The organism is Acinetobacter sp. FB (genome assembly GCF_056033405.1).
This window is the reverse complement of the sequence record NZ_CM148502.1, coordinates 1839034-1857416: the sequence shown is the minus strand read 5'-3', so window position 1 is coordinate 1857416 and position 18383 is coordinate 1839034. Positions and strand designations below refer to the sequence as shown.

Sequence of the window (18383 nt, the reverse complement as noted above, 5' to 3'; positions counted from 1 at the left end):
ACTTTGGTTTAGGAGAAATTTCTCCTAAACCAAAAACTCAGTCATTTAACTACTTTATGGTAGTCAACCAAAGATTCACAATAAAAGTTAAGGCGTAGATTATAAATTGGCTATTGATCACTGATCATACAATTTTAAGCAATCGAAACTTTAGTTAGGGCAAAGATGGAATAGGTAAAGGAGCAGTCATGAACAGTATTCAAAATTTAGAACACAGTCGCTCCGATCATGCACAAACACTCATTACAAAAACAACTTGTCCATATTGTGGCGTTGGATGTGGTGTTAATGTTGAAGTTCAACATAAAACACAAGGTTCAAATATTAAAGTTGCGGGAGACACAGAACACCCTGCAAATTTTGGACGACTCTGTATTAAAGGGAGCAATTTAGCAGATACCTTAGGGTTGGAAACCCGTGTTTTAAATCCGATGTTGGGACGCAAAAATCACCGTAATGTGACAACATGGGATGTTGCAATTGAGAAGATTGCAAATCGATTTCAGGCATGTATTGAACAATATGGACCCGAAAGTGTGGCATTTTATGTTTCAGGGCAGTTATTAACTGAAGATTATTATGTGGTTAATAAATTCGTAAAGGGTTATTTAGGCACAGCCAATATTGATACTAATTCACGTCTATGTATGTCTTCAGCAGTTGCTGCGCATAAACGTAGCTTTGGTGAAGATATTGTACCTGCAAGTTATGAAGACTTTGAACATGCTGATATGGTGGTATTGGTTGGTTCAAATACAGCATGGTGTCATCCAGTTTTGTATCAACGGATTATGCAAGCGAAGAGTCAAAATCCTAATTTATTTGTGGTTGTCGTCGATCCACGATTTACGAGCACTTGCGAGCAAGCAGATTTGCATTTGCCAATCTTGCCGGGTCAAGATGTGGCTTTGTTTAAAGGATTATTACAATATTTATATCAACATGGTTATGCCGATCATGAGTTTGTTGAATCTTACACAGAGGGGCTTCAAGCACTTTTAGAAGCGAATCGAACGGAACAGGATTTTAAAGCTGTTGCAAAACGCACAGGTATTTCAGAAGAAAAATTACAATTGTTTTTTGATAAATTTGCCACAACTGAAAAAGTAGTAACTCTTTTTTCAATGGGAGTTAATCAATCATCTCAAGGGGTGAATAAAGCCAATAGTATTATCAACTGTCATTTACTGACGGGTAAAATTGGTAAGCTAGGCGCTGCTCCATTTTCAATGACTGGACAACCCAACGCGATGGGTGGTCGTGAGGTTGGTGGACTGGCCAATATGTTGGCAGCACACTTAGACATTGATAATCCAACGCATCAAAATTTGGTGCAAAGTTTCTGGAATAGCCCAACCATCGCGACACAAGCTGGACTAAAAGCAGTTGATTTGTTTCAAGCGGTTGAAAGTGGAAAAATTAAAGCAATTTGGATTATGGCGACCAATCCTGTGGTAAGTCTGCCTGATGCTGATCAAGTGAAACGAGCATTGGATAAATGTGAATTTGTTATCGTCTCAGATATCTGTTCCGATACCGATACCACTGCTTATGCTGATATTTTGCTACCTGCATTAGGTTGGGGTGAAAAAGATGGAACGGTAACTAATTCAGAACGTCGAATTTCACGCCAACGTGCATTTTTAGCTTCACCAAAACAAGCCAAAGCAGATTGGTGGGCTGTTGCAGAAGTTGCAAAAAAACTTGGTTTTTCTGGTTTTGATTTTAGCAACGCGTGTGACATCTTTAATGAGCATGCTGCATTGTCTGCATATCAAAATGCAAGTTTAGCTGAACGTGATCAGGTAGAAAATTTTCGTTATTTTAATTTAAAAGGTTTAACCAATCTAAGTCTTGAAGAATATAACGAGTTAAAACCAACTCAGTGGCCTGTGTGGGAAAAAGGTCAGACGACTTCAGTTAAGCAACTTTTTGGCCAAGGTGAGTTTAGTTATGCTTCTCGTAAAGCAAAACTTATCCCAACCATCGCAATCGATCCCGTACACTCAGTTTCTGAAGATTATCCATTAATTCTGAATACGGGGCGTATTCGTGATCAATGGCATACCATGACACGTACAGGTTTATCAGCAAATTTGACTACACATCGTGCTGAGCCATTTTGTGAGATTCATCCAAACGATGCGCTTAAATTTGGTATTCGCGATAAAGGATTGGTCGAGATTCGTTCGGCATGGGGAAGTTGTGTATTACGCGTGACATTGGCTCAAGGTGTTCGCCGTGGACAAATCTTCGCCCCGATTCATTGGACAGAACAAGTTGCCTCAGATGCTCGGATTGGTAAAGTAGTTAACCCTGTTGTGGATGCAATTTCAGGTGAACCTGAGTTTAAGCATACGCCAGTATCGATACAGCCTTTCCATACGACTTGGCAGGGTGTTTTATATGTTAGAGAAGGGTTCGAACATCAAATCAAAGCATCTTTACAGACCTGTGCTTGGTGGACAAAAATTAAAACTGCAAAAGCAATGCGTTATGAGCTTGCCGATCGACACAGTATTGATCAAACTCAGAAAAACTTAAAAACCTTTTTACCTTTTGTCGATGAAACATATGAATGGTTAAGTATTGAGGATATTTCATCGCAACTCAGTCATAGTATTGTACTCAAAGATGGGATTTTAATCGCAAGTCTTTATATTGCACCTGCTGAGTTATTACCAGATCGTGATTGGGTTGCAAGTTTATTTAAGCGTGAACGCTTAAGTGCTTTGCACCGTAAAGCATTGTTGGCAGGTATGCCAATGTCTGCTGCTAATAACGATGGTCCATTGGTGTGTAGTTGTTTCAAAGTAGGAAAAAACAAGATTATTGAAGCGATCAAAAGTCAAAATATCACACATGAAAAGCAAGTCACTGCATGTTTAAAAGCGGGTGGTAACTGTGGTTCATGTTTACCAGAAATTCGTGGTTTGATTAAGACTTGTCAGTTGGAGGTAGAAGCATGACTATGCAAATTCCCGCTACAGATCTAGTGATCTTGGCGGGAGGACAAGCACGCCGTATGAATGGCATGAATAAATTACTTCAACAATTTGATGATCAAATTCAACTATCTAAAATTTGTCAGAAATTTAAATCAGAAGTGCAAAGCATTTGGGTAAACAGTCATCGAGATAGTTCGATTTACAAGCAGATTGAACCGAATATCTATTGTTATTCAGATGATCAAACAGGTTTTTTAGGTCCATTAATGGGAATGAAAAGTGCGTGGTCATATCTACAATCGGACTATGCTTTATTTATTCCGTGTGATGTTACGTATATACCCAATCAAGTTTTAATTAAGTTGCATCGCGCACTACAAAAAAATCCACAAGCACTAGTAGCTTATGTTGCAATTAATGGAGATGCTTTATATCCATTTTGTTTATTAAAAAAAGAAAGTCTGCCAATTTTACAACAACAAATTAATACCAATAAATTAAGTTTAAGAGATTGTTTTAAGCAATTGCATGCACAAAGTACTTCATTTAAAAAACAAAGCCTGTTTTGCCATAGTATTAATTCTTTGGATGAGTTACAGCAGTACAAACAGATGAAAGCTTTTCATCAGATGTTTACAGCGCACTAGCTTCTTTTAGCTTCCATAAAATATAAAGTTTTAGATAAGAATTCTTGACCTTTGTTTAAACAAGTTCTATTTTAGAACTTGTTTAATTTTTACATCGAAATATTTTTAACAGATGTGAACTAATATTCTGTAGCTAAATGAATATTAGAAAAATAAAAGGAAAGGGGCTTCAGATGTTCACAATTCGTTATCAACAGATTCCGTTGCATTTTTTGTTGGAGCATCAGTCAACTCTGGCTGGTCTCGGACAGATTGGACTTCGTACTTTAAAAAAGACCACACCAAGAGCGCTTGATTGGCAAGTTGTTGTTCCGATTATCGAGTTGATTGATCCTCCAACTAATGATCTGATCGAGCATTATGTGAAATGGACGGGTTCAGAAACCAACAAATATCGAGACTCAATTCCTCCACATATGGTTTCTCAATGGGGGTTGTCATTTGCGACACGTTTGTTATTACAAACCCATTATCCACTGAGTCAAGTAATTAATCAGGGTGTCAGTCTGAAGATGAATGGCAAGATTCCACGAAATGAGAAATTAATGATTCAGGCAAAAATTGCACAAGTTGATGAACGCAATGGCTTAGCACGGGTTTCTGTTCAAATCACGACTGGAACGATTTCTCAGCCTGATCTAGTTGAAACCATATTGCATATGGCGTTTATTTTGCCAACTTTCAAAAAAGTTAAACGCACAGACACACAAGAGCATAAAAATTGGACGGCGCAAGGAGAATGGTCTGTTCAATCAGATGATGGTTTTAAATTTGCACTTCTTACAGGCGATTTCAACCCGATTCATTGGGTAGGTTTGTTGGCAAAGTTTTCAAATTTTGGTCAAAAAGTACTGCATGGTTTTGGGGTATTTGCAAAAAGTTTTGAGTTTCTCCCAGAAGAAGTTAAACAAATTGATGTTCGATTCTTAAAACCAGTAAAGTTACCATCACAGCATAATCAAGTTGAAACATGTACTGAACAGAGCGAAAAATATGTTCGAGTTGTAGGTTCTGCTGGACAAGTTTGTTTAATAGGTCAATTTAAATAATAAAGACAGGATAATGGAAAATGACAACAACAGTATCTACATCGAAGCAAGACGTCACAGCGTGTATTTTATGTTCTCGTAATTGTGGTTTAAGCGTTGAAATAGAAGCTAATCAGTTTAAAAAAATTAAGGGTGATGATCATCATCCTTTCTCGCAAGGGTACATATGTCAAAAGGCAGCTCGCCTGCAACACTATCAAAAACATGCAGATCGATTGACCACACCCCTAAAACGTCAGCCAGATGGCTCATTCCAAGAAATTAGTTGGGATCAGGCTATTCAAGAAATAGCAGATCAGCTCGTGCATATTCGAGATGCGTTTGGTGGAACTGCTTTTGCCTCTGTGGGTGGAGGTGGACAAGGAAACCATCTTGGTGCGGCTTACGGGCGCCAGCTGCTATACGCGATGAAAAGCTTTTATGCATATAACTCTTTAGCCCAAGAAAAGACAGGTGACTTTTGGGTGAATGGTCGTTTGTTTGGCAGTCAGGCTTGTCACACGACCGAAGACGTTGAGCATGCGGATTATGTTTTGTTTATTGGAACAAACCCATTTCAAGCGCATGGTATCCCAAACGCGCGCGATACCTTAAAGCATATAAAGAAAGATCCAAATCGTACTATGGTCGTTTTTGACCCACGTGTAACAGAAACTGCGAAACAGGCTGATATTCATGTGCAACTGAAGCCTGGAACAGATGCTTATTTAATGTCTGCCATGATTGCAATTATGTTACGTGAAAATCTTTATGATCAAGATTTTATTCAAAAGCATACGCATGGTTTTGAAGATGTAAAACAGGCATTTCTTGCTATTCCGATAGAGGAATATATTCAAAAAGCAGATGTTTCAGTCGCACAGATTTATCAAATTGTTCGCGATTTTTCTAAAGCTAAACGTGGATGCGTTCGAATTGATTTAGGCATTCAACATACGCTAAATACGACACTGAATGGTTATTTAGAAAAACTCTTATATTTATTGACAGGGCATTTTGGTAAACAAGGCACGAATAATTTACATACCATGTTTATTCCGATTTTGACCAATACTGATGAGCGTAATCCTAAATATCGCCGTACAGTACATCATAAAATGTTTCCAATTTCGGGGTTCTTTCCGCCAAACATTTTGCCCGACGAAATTTTAAAAGCAGGTGATAAGCGTATTCGGGCTGTATTCGTCGATAGTTGTAATCCTTTACTCACATACCCTGATACCACTGCTTATGAGCAAGCTTTTAAAGCTTTAGACTTATTGGTTGTGGTAGATGTCGCAATGACTGAAACTGCTCGCTTTGCAGACTATATTTTGCCTGCACATAGTCAGTTCGAAAAATGGGAATTTACAGGCTTTAATTTAGAATTTCCAAGAAATGGATTCCATTTACGTCATCCTTTGTTTACCGCACAAGGTGATTCTTTGCCTGAGGCAGAGATCTATACTCGGTTGCTTGAAGCGATGAAGGTGATACCTCATCAATTTCCTATACTCAGTAAAATTGCAGAAAAAGATTCAGCTAAAACGGCTTATCTCCCTTACTTTGGTGCATTAGCTGCAAGTTTTGCTAAAAATAAAAAGTTGATCCCTTTTGCTGCATCAATTGTATATCGCACATTAGGTAAGACTTTACCGAATGATGCTGCTGCAACAGCTCTTTTGTTACCATTATGTGTGCAATATGCTTCTCAACATTATCATGCAGTTAAACAAGCAGGCTATGAGGGCAATCGTTTGAATCTTGGTGTTAAACTATTTCAAGCGATCTTGCAGCAACGTTCAGGTGTAGTTTTATCACAACATGACTATGCTGATGTATGGAGTTTGATTGCCTATAAAGATAAAAAAATACGTTTAGCGATTCCAGAGATGTTTATTGAATTAGCCGAACTCAAACAAAAAAATCTTATATTAACAGATGATTATCCATTTATTTTACTTGCTGGTGAGCGTCGTAGTTACAATGCAAATCAAATTTATCGTGATCCAGCTTGGCGTAAGGTTGATGCAGAAGGTCGATTAAAAATAAATCCAGAAGATGCATCTCAATTTGCCATTGAAACAGGTCAGAGTTTGCGATGTGTCTCTGAGCATGGAGAAATATCTGTTGTCATTGAAGTTGATGAGGGGATGCGTAAAGGCGTTGTATCATTACCACATGGTTATGGCTTACGCTATCGTGGTGGTGAACCCATCGGACCCGAGTTGAATCGTTTAACGTCTACTCAACATTGTGATCCATTATCGAAGACACCATATCATAAGTATGTACCTGTAAGATTGGAACGTTTAGATGTATCTGTTATTGCGGATTAGCTTTTACAAGAAATGCACCAAATTCTTTCATTTTTAGTGGGAAAATGGGAAAAATTGGTGCAATGTTTTTCATTAAAAAGGTTTACCTTATTTTAATTGTTGTTTACAAATTACGATGATTGCTTATTTGAGTGAACAATAAGCATTGTAAGCAAATAGATTTCATATTGGAATAAATATTGCTGTATTAAAATTAATTCGCTGTAAACTCGATAGCAAAGATGCACAGAACTTGTGCTGAAGGTAGTAAAAAGTTTCACAATATGAGTGCAAATGATGAAGCATGATATATCTACGAACATTCCGATCTTAGAAGATCAGTATGGTCGTATTAAACGTAAGTTGCGGATTTCCGTGACAGATCGTTGCAATTTCAAATGCACCTATTGTATGCCTGAACATCCAGAATGGATGAAAAAACAAGATTTACTCAGTTTTGAAGCGTTGCTGGTATTTTGCCAATATATGGTGAAGCAAGGGATTGAAAATATTCGCATTACAGGGGGAGAACCTTTAATGCGTCAGGGTGTTGTTCATTTTATTCGTGATTTGCAGAGCTTACGAGTTTTGGGTTTAAAACGAATCTCGATCACTACCAATGCACATTATTTAGCTAAATATGCGGAACCACTAAAACAAGCTGGGTTAGATGATCTTAATATCAGCCTAGATAGTTTAGACCCAGATCAATTCAAGCAACTGACTAAAAAAGAACTCACTCCCGTATTAAATGGGATAGAGGCGGCAAAAAAAGCGGGGCTTGCTTTCAAAATCAATTGTGTGTTGATGAAAGGTCAAAACGATGACCAAATTATTCCGATGGTGAAATGGGCAAAGCAGCATAACATTCCCTTACGCTTTATTGAGTTTATGCCTCTGGATGGCGATCAGCATTGGACAGATCAGTCAGTTGTGAGTGAAGCTGAAATTTTAGCGCAACTTCAGCCTTTTTATCAGATTCAAGTTTTGCAACAGCAGCATGAGCCTGCACGTCAGTATCAGTTAGACGGGCAATATTGTATTGGTATTATTTCTACAATAACTCATTCATTTTGCGGTGATTGTGATCGAATTCGATTAACAGCACAAGGTGAATTATATAATTGTTTATTTGCACAACAGGGGCTGAATATAAAGCCGTATTTACAAGCTGTGATTAAACAGAAACAACTAGCTCAAGATATCAATTATCAAGAGCTTGATCAGCAAATTAAACCTTATATTTGGCACAAAGCGAAAGGTTATCATGCGATAAAACACCAACAAGTACGCAAAATTAGTATGCATATGTTGGGTGGTTAGTTTGGAAAAAAGTGGTCTGGAGAGAATATGCAAACCATTGACATAAAAATAGAAGCTTTTGGTGCTATTGAACGGTTATTGCCAAAAGAGCTTGCATTTGAGTTTGCAGAAAATCAAACGGTTGAAGAAGTGCTAAGTCACATTGTGATGCTTTACCCAGAAGCAACAAAAGCGATGGATAAATGTGCGTGTGCGATAGGTGAAGATATTGTACTACGCCAAACAGCATTAAATACTTCATGTACTTTGGTATTGTTATCACCTGTTGCAGGAGGATGAAATGCGCGAATTTTCAAGAGTTCAAGATCAGGCTCTAAGCTTAGACAGTTTTGATCCTATACAATCATTTCCTGAATGTGGTGGTATTGATATTTTTATTGGAACTGTACGTAATCATCATGAAGGTAAAGCAGTTAAAGCTTTAAAATATACCTCGTATACACCTGTTGCTGAAAAAATGATTCGTGAAATCGAACAGCAAATCAAAGAGAAGCATCAAGTTTCTTATGTGCGTGTGATGCATCGAATTGGTTATTTAGATGTAAGTGAAACAGCAATAATTGCAATTGCGTATGCTGCTCACCGCCGTGAAGCGTTTCAAGCCTGTGAAGAAGCCGTTGAACGTGTAAAACATGAAGTACCAATTTGGAAAGAAGAGTTCTTTATGGATGGTACAAGTCAATATGTAGAAGGTTGCTGTATTCGTAAAGATACGGTCGAAACTGAAACGCATGTCCATAAACATGAGCATCACCACCGTCAACAACATGAAAATTGTGCGCATGAGCATACACACGAATAAAGCGTTAGGAAGTAAAAATGAAAAATGTTGGGATGAAACCCGAAAGTTACCGTGTTGCAGAAGCACAAGCGATTTTATACGCCCCACCGCATTGCATTCAGCTATTGCGTGATGGAAATACTGAGAAAGGCGATGCTTTAAAAACAGCTCGTATTGCAGGAATCTTGGCGGCAAAGCGGACTGATGAACTGATTCCTCTTTGCCATCCTTTACCGATTTATCGTGCTGATGTTGAATATGATTTACAACATGATCACGTTGTAATTCTGACGACTGTAGAAACCATTGGGCCTACAGGGGTTGAGATGGAAGCCTTGACTGCTGCGAGTTTGGCAGGGTTAACCATTTATGACATGTTGAAGCCGCATTGTGAACCTGATGAATTGTGTTTAGACCAATGTAAATTGCTTAAGAAAAAAGGTGGTAAGTCACATTTTAAACGGACTCTACGTCAGTCTGTTTCTGCGGCAGTGATCGTACTCTCTGATACCGTGGCAGCAGGACGTAAACCTGATACCGCTGGTAAGTCCGTGGTTGAGACTTTAACCGAAGCAGGTTTTGATCCAATTCATTATCAAATTTTGCCAGATGAATCAGATCAATTGAAAGAATTGGTACTAGAATTGACAAAGTCTTATGCATGTATCATGACCGTTGGTGGTACAGGTATTGGTAAACGAGATATTACTGTTGATACACTTGAACCACTTTTAGAACGTAAATTAGATGGTCTGATGGAAGCGGCACGTTCTTTTGGCCAAAAACGTACACCATATGCAGCTATGTCTCGTGGCGTAGCAGGTTTTATTGATCGTTCCTTAGTGGTAACGCTGCCAGGTAGCCGTGGTGGTGCGAGTGAATCAATGGCAGCTATTCTGCCAGCTCTGGTTCATATTTTTGATGTTTGCCGAGATTTACCACATCCGGGGGGATATGAATAATGTCAGGATGTGGTGCTGAAAAGGGTTTAATCAGTATTGATGAGGCACTTGAACTCATTCGAACTCAGCCCAAAACATTGACGACTGAGGTCTTGGCTTTAGCCCAAGGTTTGAATCGTTATCTCGCTAAAGCAATCTATTCCGAGGTCAATCTACCTAGCTTTTCTCAAAGTGCGGTAGATGGTTATGCGATTAATAGCTCACTTACACAGCTTCAAGATGTTTGTTTTGATGTAATCGGTGAGATTAAAGCGGGTAGTGAACTCGAATATCAATTGCTTGATGGGCAAGCCATTCGTATTTTTACAGGTGGCAAAATTCCTGAAGGCACCACACATGTTGCTCGACAAGAAATTGTTAAAGTTGAGTCAGAGACGATTCGACTGATTGAACAGATTAAACCACAGGCTGATATTCGATTTACTGGTGAAGAAGTCAAACAAGGTCAACAGCTTGCGGACGTTGGTCAGAATATCAATATCGGTGCACTTGCTGCTCTAAGTATGGCAGGTGTGCAAACTGTCGAGGTATTTCAACAGCCTAAGGTTGCTGTGGTTATTACTGGTGATGAGGTTGCTGAGCACCCCGAAGATCTACACATTGGTAAAGTTTTTGATGCCAATGGGCCATTACTAAAGGCTTGGTTCAAAGCTTATGGTATGTATGTCGAGATTCTACATATTGCAGATGCGGCTGAACAAGTCACAGCATGTTTCGATCGATTAAAATCTTTATATGACGTCATTATTACCACGGGTGGTGTCTCTGTGGGTGATTATGACTTCGTTCGTCCATGTGCTTTTGAGACTGGATTTGAACAGATATTTTGGAAAGTTAAACAAAAACCGGGTAAGCCATTATTTTTTGCAAAATATGAAAATGCTGACCATCATTGCTATTTATTAGGTTTACCGGGTAATCCAGCGGCTGTTTATGTGTGTATGCAGATTTATGGCAACGCTTTATTAGATACTTTGCAAAATCAACGTGAGCCTATGCAATGGTTTAGTGGAGTACTCACCCATGGACTGAAATCTGATGCACGTGAGCGATTTTTAAGAATGCATGCTTATTTTGATCAGGGACAGCTCAAGTTACAAAGCCTTGCGAAACAACAATCACATATGTTGAGTAATTTAATGCAGGCCAATTGTTTAGTGCGTATTCCTGCAAATATTCAGTTAGATGCTGGACAAGAACTTTCAGGTGTTTTTATTAATCGCTAAGTTATCTTATCGAATGAATTTAGATGAAATGATATGTTTTTTTGATATTTAACTGAGTGCCAATATTGCATCTGATTGATCAGGTGGTTTAGTGTATATTTTATAGTGTTTAGTTTCTAAACATGACGGTTCAAGGCATCGTTGAGATGTCTTTAAAGTTCTAAAAAATGATCAGGTGATAATAATGAAATGGGAAGAAATTGGCGATCAGCCATGTTCAGTTGCGAGAACGCTTTCTGTACTCGGTGATCGTTGGACAATGCTAATTTTACGTAACGCTTTCATGGGAATACGTCGTTTTGATGACTTCCAACGTAGTTTGGGACTGACCCGCCACGTACTTTCAGAGCGTCTTAAGCGTTTAGTGGAGCATGGTATTTTAACCAAAGTACCTTATGTAGAACGTCAAGAACGATTTGAATACCAACTTACTGATAAAGGTTTGGATCTTTATCCTCTTATTTTAGCGATGGTGCAGTGGGCTGATAAGTGGATGGATATGGGACTTGGAAAACCGATTGAGTTTACACACAAAGGTTGCGGTAAGAAAATGAATCCAAGGGTGGTTTGCTCAGAATGTGATGAACCGCTGAATGTAAAAGATGTCCGTGTATCAGCTGGCCCAGGATATTTTGCTTTTATTGAACAAAAACAAAAAACTGCATAATTCTATCAATGCTGCCGTTCTTGCTCTTGTTGAATAGCATGAGATAGAACGGCAAAAACCTTCGAGTTGCTGCATTGTGCGACATTAAAACGAATAAAATTCTTAAAATTTTGACTTTGGCTGAATGCATTCCCCGGCGCTAAAATTACACCATTTTCCAAACAAGTTTGTGCAATAGACGCAATATCTAAACGTCTAGGTAGTTCACACCATAAAAATAATCCTGCTTGTGGCTTAAACCAAGGTGTTATATTTAGTTTTTCTAATTGTTTGATGGTTGAATCCATTGCTTTTGCTAAGTTGATTTTCAGTTCTTCTAAATACTTACGATAATTCCCATCTGTTAATGCTGCATACAAAATTTCAGCAGATAATTGATTACCGCCAAAACTTGTTGCAATCTTGATATCGGTTAAATCCTCAATCCATTCTGGTTTAGTGGCAATATAGCCTGTACGAACTGAAGCTGATAGGGTTTTAGAAAAACTCCCAATATGAATTACTCGTGATAAACCATCAAGTGCGGCAAGTCGTGGGGCAGTGTGTAATTCTAAATCTGCAAAAATATCATCTTCAATGACAATCAAATTCGACCGTTCTACCAGTTTGAGAACTTGATAGGCTGTTGCTGCATTTAATACAGCACCAGTTGGATTATGAATTCCAGAGTTAGTAATGTATAGCCTTGGATTCAAGTCTTGAATAGCAGTTGCAAATGCGGCTAAGTCAGGTCCATTTTTTGTATAGGGAATGCCAATGATTTGAACTTGATGAACTTTTAGCAGGGCATGGAAGTTAAAATAGCAAGGGTCATCCACCAATACCACATCATTTGGTTTTAAAAAATAACGGCATATCAGATCAATCGCTTGCGTACCAGAATCAGTCAATAAAATCTGATTTGCAATCCCTTCAATTCCTTTGCTTTGCATTCTACGAGCTAGCAATTCACGTAAGGCAGGAAGTCCAAGTGGGGTGGAGTAATCCGTCAGAATGTTTGGATTGGTTTTAGAAACTTTACGGATTGCTTTGCGAATATGCTCATGTGGCATCCACTCATTGGGTAGCCAGCCACAGCCAGGCTTTAGTACATCTGATTTTGCTTCCAAAGCTTGTCTTGATATCCACAAAGGGTCAATATTTCGATCGATTTTAGGGTGAATTTCAGAAATCGAGAGAGGTACAAGTGGCCCAGCTACAAAGAAGCCAGAACCTGTTTTTGCTTCAATTATACCTTTTGCCACAAGACGTTCGTAGCCTTCGACAATGGTTGAAATAGATAAGTTTAATTGTCTCGCTAACGCACGAACGGAAGGTAGTCGAGAACCAGGCATTAATGAACGATTGTTAATTTGTTGATTAATGTGCTGTATGACTAAATCAATTTTTGTTGTTTTCATATCATTTATTCGCACTGTGTTGGTAAAAATACCAATACAGTTATTTGAAATTGTACTGTATTGTATGTGGGAATATAATATATTACAGATTAAATTCTCCAAATAGATTTGGAGAAAATAAATGAAAGTTGCGAATCAGGGTTGGTTAAATGGACTGATCGGCGTGATTATTTTTGCGGGTTCTTTGCCAGGAACACGTGTCGCCGTCATGGATTTCAGTCCTACTTTTTTAACTGCTGCTCGGGCTGCAATTGCAGGTTTATTAGGTTTATTCTTACTTTTGCTATTAAAACAACAATTTCCTGCTAAAAAGGATTGGCTTGCATTATTTTATGTGGCAATCGGCGTGGTGATAGGATTTCCGTTATTTACTGCGCTCGCTTTGCAATATGTGAGTGCTGCACATACGATTGTTTTTGTTGGTTTACTTCCTTTATCGACTGCTATTTTTGGTGTATTACGGGGTGGAGAAAGGCCAAATGTAAATTTTTGGTTATTTGCAGTTTTAGGTGCTTTGATCGTTTTTATTTACATGATCATTCAAAGTGGTACATGGCGATTTGGCTATGGCGATATTTATATGTTGCTTGCAATCTTATTGTGTGGTTTTGGTTATGCTGAGGGCGGAAAATTATCAAAACACTTAGGAGGATGGCAGGTTATTTGTTGGGCGCTGTTAATAACTTTGCCAGTTATGTTGTTGATTTCATATCTCTACATGCCTGCGGACTTGGCACAGATTTCAAATGCTGCGAAATTGGGGTTAGCTTATGTTTCTCTATTTAGCATGTTGATAGGTTTCTTTTTTTGGTATAAAGGCTTAGCACAAGGAGGTATCGCAACAGTAGGGCAATTACAATTATTGCAACCCATATTTGGACTAATGATTGCAGCTGTTTTGCTTCACGAGCAAGTAAGTGTTGCGATGTTTGCCGTTACCATCGCCGTGATAGCCTGTGTTGCATGCGCCAAAAAATTTGCATAATTTATAGCAGTTATAAACAATTGGCAGGTTTGGGAACACCAGCTAAACGACTTAGATGACGCGCGACTAAACCTGTGTTAAATCTTTGCTGTAATTCAGCATTATTGATTTCAGGACTAACCGTCTTCATCAAAAATTTAATCAGTGGGCGAGTTGCTGGGGAATGCCCAAATTGTTGATAAAATTGACGTACGGCATGGAGAATTTCGAAATGCCAAGCGGTCAGTTCTAGATCAAGAGATTGAGCAAGTTGCTGGGCAACTTCAGGATTCCAAATTGTATAATCGACCAAATGACCGTCTTGATCTAACTCTAATTGCATGAAATAACCTAATTAATTACAAATAATTTATTTTAAAGAAATACATCGTTTGAATTGCAGAACTAAATCAGCGAATTCAGCGTATTCTATAATTTTTACCTCAGATTTGATTTCATCTCTAAGTAAGCTTTGCTCATTACTTAAGCAATAAAGATTTGGATAAAGATCTACAATCTTTTTAGTTAGCAGTAAAAGTCCATCCCCCATGACTAAAATCGTATCATTCACATGTGCCATTTGAGCTAACTCAATCCAGATTTTATCTGTGTTGTAGTAAGGGGATTGAATCAAAAATAAAGTTGAATTTTCCATGTTTCTGAGCTCTACCAATACAAAATATGATCGAATGATTGAATAAATTCAGGCTGAATCTCAACAAACTCGATTTCTGGATCACTATCTTGCGCAATCGACAAGTGTTGATTTTTAGTTTCAACTAAAATCGGGGTTAGATCATAGAACTCAAAACTGTCTACCATATTGGCAGCAATTTTAAAAGCTTGTTTGAATTGATCGAACTCTAATTTATTGTTCAATAAGCTTAGCGCAGCATCTTTTAATAATACTTTGACAGAAATACCAAAGGTTGCTAAAACCATAGTTGCAGACACGCTTTCGTTGATCTGCAAACTAGTTAAATTGGATTGCGTTAGGATAACGAGTACAGATTTCACACAATTTACCTTTTAAAAGCAACACTCTATTAATGAACTTAAACTAAAATTGAATTAAACGAGAACAGCTTTGCACAGCATCAGCTAGCTCTCCAAGCCCAACTAGCTCAAAACCTTGCGCTAAGTTGTGTTGTTGAAGTGAATGACGTTGGGCATTGCTTGCATCAGTGATTCCCCGAGCAAGGGCAGCACTGACACAGACAGGGAGTCGAATGCCAAGCTTTTGCCATTCTTGTTTTAGATTGCGTTGATCATCAGGAAACCACTGTAAATCATTCGCAACCTGAACACCATCTTGGTAAAAGAAGACACGAAAATCTTCGGACTTATTTCCTAATGCTTGAGCTAAACCAAAAGCATGCCAAGCCATAATTGAAGTAGGTGCAGAAGTTATTAACAGTAGTGTACTCATTGAACATTCACTATGGTCATGTAAGCAAAATGATGGACAGATTAAAAAGAAGGTAAGTATACAATGATTTTGGTGACAGGTGGTTTAGGCTTTATCGGTTCACATATTGCTTTGAGTTTATTAGCACGTGGGCAAGAAATTGTTATTGTTGATAATTTAGCCAATTCGACTTTACAAACCTTGGAGCGCTTAGAATACATCTCAGGAATGTATATTCCATTTGTTAAAGTAGATGTGAGAAATACACCTGCCTTAAATAAAGTATTTGAACAATATTCAATTCATACTGTTATCCATACAGCCAGTTTTAAATCGCTTGAAGAATCTGTTCTAAAGCCACTGGAATACTACAATGATAATGTCAGCAGCATTATGAGCTTATTGAGAGCAATGCAGCGGATGGGAGTTAGAGAGTTAATCAATATTTCTAGTTTGGCCGTATATGGGCAATCTAATCCAAGTGTAGTTGAAGAGACTGAGTTTAATTATCGCTACCCAAATCCATACATTCGATCTCAGCAAATGGTAGAAGATATTATTGCAGATACTTATAAAGTCGATCATGAATGGAAAATTATCAATCTCAGGTTATCCAATATTGTTGGTGCTTTTGAACATGGAGTTTTAGGAGAATACGTAACTCAACTTCCTAAAAATATTGTGCCTTTAGCTTTACAAGTTGCAGCGATGCAGCGAGATTGTATCGAACTGCAGAATCAAGCACAGACAGAAGATGGAACAGTTGAAAGAAGCTTTTTACATGTTTTGGATGCTTGTGATGCAGTTTTGATCGCATTAAATTGGTTAAAAACACAAACAAGTTGTTTGGAAGCATTCAATATTGCACATCATCAACTCACATCTATACAAAATTTGATTGATGAAGTTGCTAGAATCACTCAGGCCGAAATTCAAGTGCAACCTGCTGTATATCAAAACCAAGAGTTAGCGCAATTGGGTGCAAATATTGATAAAGCAAAAAAAATATTAAATTGGGTTCCTAAACGTTCTCTATCACAAATGATTGAAGACGAATGGCGTTTTTATCGCAATACATTAACAGGTAATTAGGATAATGATTCTTATTTACAATTTAAATGGCTTTGTTTAGGATAATTAAGACTTATCGAATATACATCAATATGAACTGAGTCTTCGCTAGCCAAAAGCATCAGTTTGCTTCAGCCCGTGAACATTTTAACCAAATAAAGCAGAGGTTGTTTATGCAAATGCGAATTGAACATGACACTATGGGCGAAGTTGAAGTTCCAAATGACGCCTTATGGGGGGCACAAACGCAACGAAGTTTACAGAACTTTAAAATCGGTCAAGAACGTTTACCGCGTGCCATGATTCGTGCCATGGGTTTGGTGAAAAAAGCGGCTGCAATAACCAATGCTGAGTTAAAACAACTACCTGAAGATTTAAGTCAATATATCGTTGATGCTGCAGAAGAAGTGATTGTTGGTCAATGGGACTCACAATTTCCGCTTGTAGTTTGGCAAACAGGTTCTGGTACGCAAAGTAATATGAACTGTAATGAAGTGATTGCAAACATTGCCAATCAAAAATTAGGACAAGTACTAGGCGCACAAAAACCAGTACATCCAAATGATCATGTCAATCGTGCGCAATCAACCAATGATTCGTTCCCAACCGCAATCCATGTGGCTGCAAGTATTCAAATCAATGAATTACTTATTCCAGCAGTGGAAAAGCTAAAAGTGACTTTAGAGCTTAAATCCAAAGAATTTGATGATATTGTCAAAATTGGTCGTACCCATTTGCAAGATGCGACTCCTTTAACCTTGGGACAAGAGTTCAGTGGTTATGTTTCGCAACTAGAGCATGGTCTAAAACGTTTGCAGCAAGCACTTGCAGGTCTTTATGAGTTACCTTTAGGGGGAACGGCGGTAGGTACTGGCTTAAACGCACATCCAGATTATGCGGTGAAAGCAGCTGAGCAACTGGCTGAACTTACAGGTTTACCATTTGTGACTGCACTGAATAAGTTCGAAGCCTTGGCAGGACGTGATGCGGCTGTGTTTGCTTCAGGTGCATTAAAAACATTGGCAGCAAGCTTAAATAAAATTGCTAACGATATTCGCTGGTTGGCGAGTGGTCCTCGCTGCGGTTTCGGTGAAATTCGTATTCCAGAAAATGAACCTGGTTCAAGTATCATGCCGGGTAAAGTCAATCCTACACAAAGTGAAGCGATGACCATGGTTGTTGCTCAGGTTCTAGGTAATGACACTACCATTAATGTAGCGGGTGCTTCTGGTAACTTTGAGCTGAATGTATTTATGCCAGTGATTGCTTATAACTTATTGCAATCAATTCAGTTATTAGGAGATGCTTGTAATAGTTTTAATGATCATTGTGCGGTAGGTATTGAACCAAATCGTGAGAAAATTGATTATTTCTTGCATAACTCTTTAATGTTAGTCACAGCACTCAATCCTGTGATTGGCTACGAAAATTCTGCCAAAGTTGCCAAAACAGCTTATAAGGAAAATAAAACATTAAAGCAAGTTGCAGTTGAACTTGGCTTAGTGACTGCTGAGCAATTTGATGAAGTGGTTAGACCTGAAAATATGGTTTCTCCGAATAGTAAGTAAGTCGTATTGGTAGTTTAAAAAATCCTTCTTTAACCTAGGGGGATTTTTTATGAGTAGTTTTTATAAATCGAT

18 protein-coding genes are annotated in these 18383 nt (G+C 38.2%); 13 read left to right on the top strand and 5 right to left on the bottom strand.

Annotation, left to right across the window (positions count from 1 at the left end; translation table 11 throughout):
* Positions 1-188 precede the first annotated feature (188 nt).
* The 10 genes from AC0JIQ_RS08700 to AC0JIQ_RS08655 all read left to right on the top strand — a co-directional run bounded on the left by AC0JIQ_RS08700 (position 189) and on the right by AC0JIQ_RS08655 (position 11900).
* Positions 189-2969 (top strand): molybdopterin-dependent oxidoreductase, encoded by a 2781-nt coding sequence (locus AC0JIQ_RS08700; RefSeq protein ID WP_474201382.1) that lies wholly within the window; start codon positions 189-191, stop codon positions 2967-2969.
* Positions 2966-3595, top strand: coding sequence for a molybdenum cofactor guanylyltransferase (mobA, locus tag AC0JIQ_RS08695; RefSeq protein ID WP_474201381.1), 630 nt, complete (start codon positions 2966-2968; stop codon positions 3593-3595). The genes AC0JIQ_RS08700 and mobA overlap by 4 nt, the downstream gene beginning before the upstream one ends.
* 173 nt (positions 3596-3768) lie before the next feature.
* Positions 3769-4644, top strand: coding sequence for a MaoC/PaaZ C-terminal domain-containing protein (locus AC0JIQ_RS08690; protein ID WP_474201380.1), 876 nt, complete (start codon positions 3769-3771; stop codon positions 4642-4644).
* Positions 4645-4664: 20 nt separating this feature from the next.
* Positions 4665-6962: a molybdopterin-dependent oxidoreductase gene (locus AC0JIQ_RS08685; protein WP_474201379.1), complete on the top strand. Its 2298-nt coding sequence runs from the start codon at positions 4665-4667 to the stop codon at positions 6960-6962.
* A gap of 273 nt (positions 6963-7235) precedes the next feature.
* Positions 7236-8264: a GTP 3',8-cyclase MoaA gene (gene moaA, locus AC0JIQ_RS08680; protein ID WP_474201378.1), complete on the top strand. Its 1029-nt coding sequence runs from the start codon at positions 7236-7238 to the stop codon at positions 8262-8264.
* A 27-nt stretch (positions 8265-8291) separates the two neighbouring features.
* Complete coding sequence (locus tag AC0JIQ_RS08675) at positions 8292-8543, top strand: MoaD/ThiS family protein (RefSeq protein ID WP_087536153.1); 252 nt, start codon at positions 8292-8294, stop codon at positions 8541-8543.
* A 1-nt stretch (position 8544) separates the two neighbouring features.
* The gene (locus tag AC0JIQ_RS08670) at positions 8545-9066 is read left to right on the top strand and encodes a molybdenum cofactor biosynthesis protein MoaE (protein WP_346508846.1); all 522 of its coding nucleotides are present in this window, start codon (positions 8545-8547) and stop codon (positions 9064-9066) included.
* 17 nt (positions 9067-9083) lie between these two features.
* Complete coding sequence (gene moaCB, locus AC0JIQ_RS08665) at positions 9084-10007, top strand: bifunctional molybdenum cofactor biosynthesis protein MoaC/MoaB (protein WP_005216003.1); 924 nt, start codon at positions 9084-9086, stop codon at positions 10005-10007.
* Positions 10007-11233 carry a molybdopterin molybdotransferase MoeA gene (locus tag AC0JIQ_RS08660; RefSeq protein WP_474201377.1) on the top strand — a complete coding sequence of 409 codons (1227 nt, stop codon included), beginning with the start codon at positions 10007-10009 and terminating at the stop codon, positions 11231-11233. The genes moaCB and AC0JIQ_RS08660 overlap by 1 nt, the downstream gene beginning before the upstream one ends.
* A gap of 184 nt (positions 11234-11417) precedes the next feature.
* Entirely contained in the window at positions 11418-11900 is a 483-nt protein-coding gene (locus AC0JIQ_RS08655) for a winged helix-turn-helix transcriptional regulator (protein WP_004661997.1), read from the top strand.
* Positions 11901-11905: 5 nt separating this feature from the next.
* Here the strand turns inward: AC0JIQ_RS08655 and AC0JIQ_RS08650 are convergent, their stop codons facing one another.
* The gene (locus tag AC0JIQ_RS08650) at positions 11906-13300 is read right to left on the bottom strand and encodes an aminotransferase-like domain-containing protein (protein WP_474201376.1); all 1395 of its coding nucleotides are present in this window, start codon (positions 13298-13300) and stop codon (positions 11906-11908) included.
* Between the two features lie 121 nt (positions 13301-13421).
* On the opposite strand from AC0JIQ_RS08650, the gene AC0JIQ_RS08645 reads away from it, so the two are divergent.
* Positions 13422-14285 carry a DMT family transporter gene (locus AC0JIQ_RS08645; RefSeq protein WP_474201375.1) on the top strand — a complete coding sequence of 288 codons (864 nt, stop codon included), beginning with the start codon at positions 13422-13424 and terminating at the stop codon, positions 14283-14285.
* Positions 14286-14295: 10 nt separating this feature from the next.
* On the opposite strand, the gene AC0JIQ_RS08640 is transcribed toward AC0JIQ_RS08645, so the two are convergent.
* Genes AC0JIQ_RS08640 through tusD form a run of 4 tightly spaced genes read right to left on the bottom strand, consistent with a single transcriptional unit; the run spans position 14296 to position 15693 of the window.
* On the bottom strand, positions 14296-14607 hold the full coding sequence (locus AC0JIQ_RS08640; protein ID WP_250748979.1) for a TusE/DsrC/DsvC family sulfur relay protein: 312 nt from the start codon (positions 14605-14607) through the stop codon (positions 14296-14298).
* A 27-nt stretch (positions 14608-14634) separates the two neighbouring features.
* On the bottom strand, positions 14635-14919 hold the full coding sequence (locus AC0JIQ_RS08635) for a hypothetical protein (RefSeq protein ID WP_474201374.1): 285 nt from the start codon (positions 14917-14919) through the stop codon (positions 14635-14637).
* An 11-nt stretch (positions 14920-14930) separates the two neighbouring features.
* Positions 14931-15281: a hypothetical protein gene (locus AC0JIQ_RS08630; RefSeq protein WP_474201373.1), complete on the bottom strand. Its 351-nt coding sequence runs from the start codon at positions 15279-15281 to the stop codon at positions 14931-14933.
* A gap of 43 nt (positions 15282-15324) precedes the next feature.
* Entirely contained in the window at positions 15325-15693 is a 369-nt protein-coding gene (gene tusD / locus AC0JIQ_RS08625; RefSeq protein ID WP_005160335.1) for a sulfurtransferase complex subunit TusD, read from the bottom strand.
* Between the two features lie 63 nt (positions 15694-15756).
* Between tusD and galE the strand changes: the two genes are divergently transcribed.
* Together galE and fumC are read left to right on the top strand one after the other, a co-directional pair.
* Positions 15757-16764 (top strand): UDP-glucose 4-epimerase GalE, encoded by a 1008-nt coding sequence (galE, locus tag AC0JIQ_RS08620; protein ID WP_474201372.1) that lies wholly within the window; start codon positions 15757-15759, stop codon positions 16762-16764.
* 152 nt (positions 16765-16916) lie between these two features.
* Positions 16917-18311, top strand: a complete 1395-nt coding sequence (gene fumC / locus AC0JIQ_RS08615) for a class II fumarate hydratase (RefSeq protein ID WP_474201371.1) — start codon at positions 16917-16919, stop codon at positions 18309-18311.
* Positions 18312-18383: the final 72 nt, after the last annotated feature.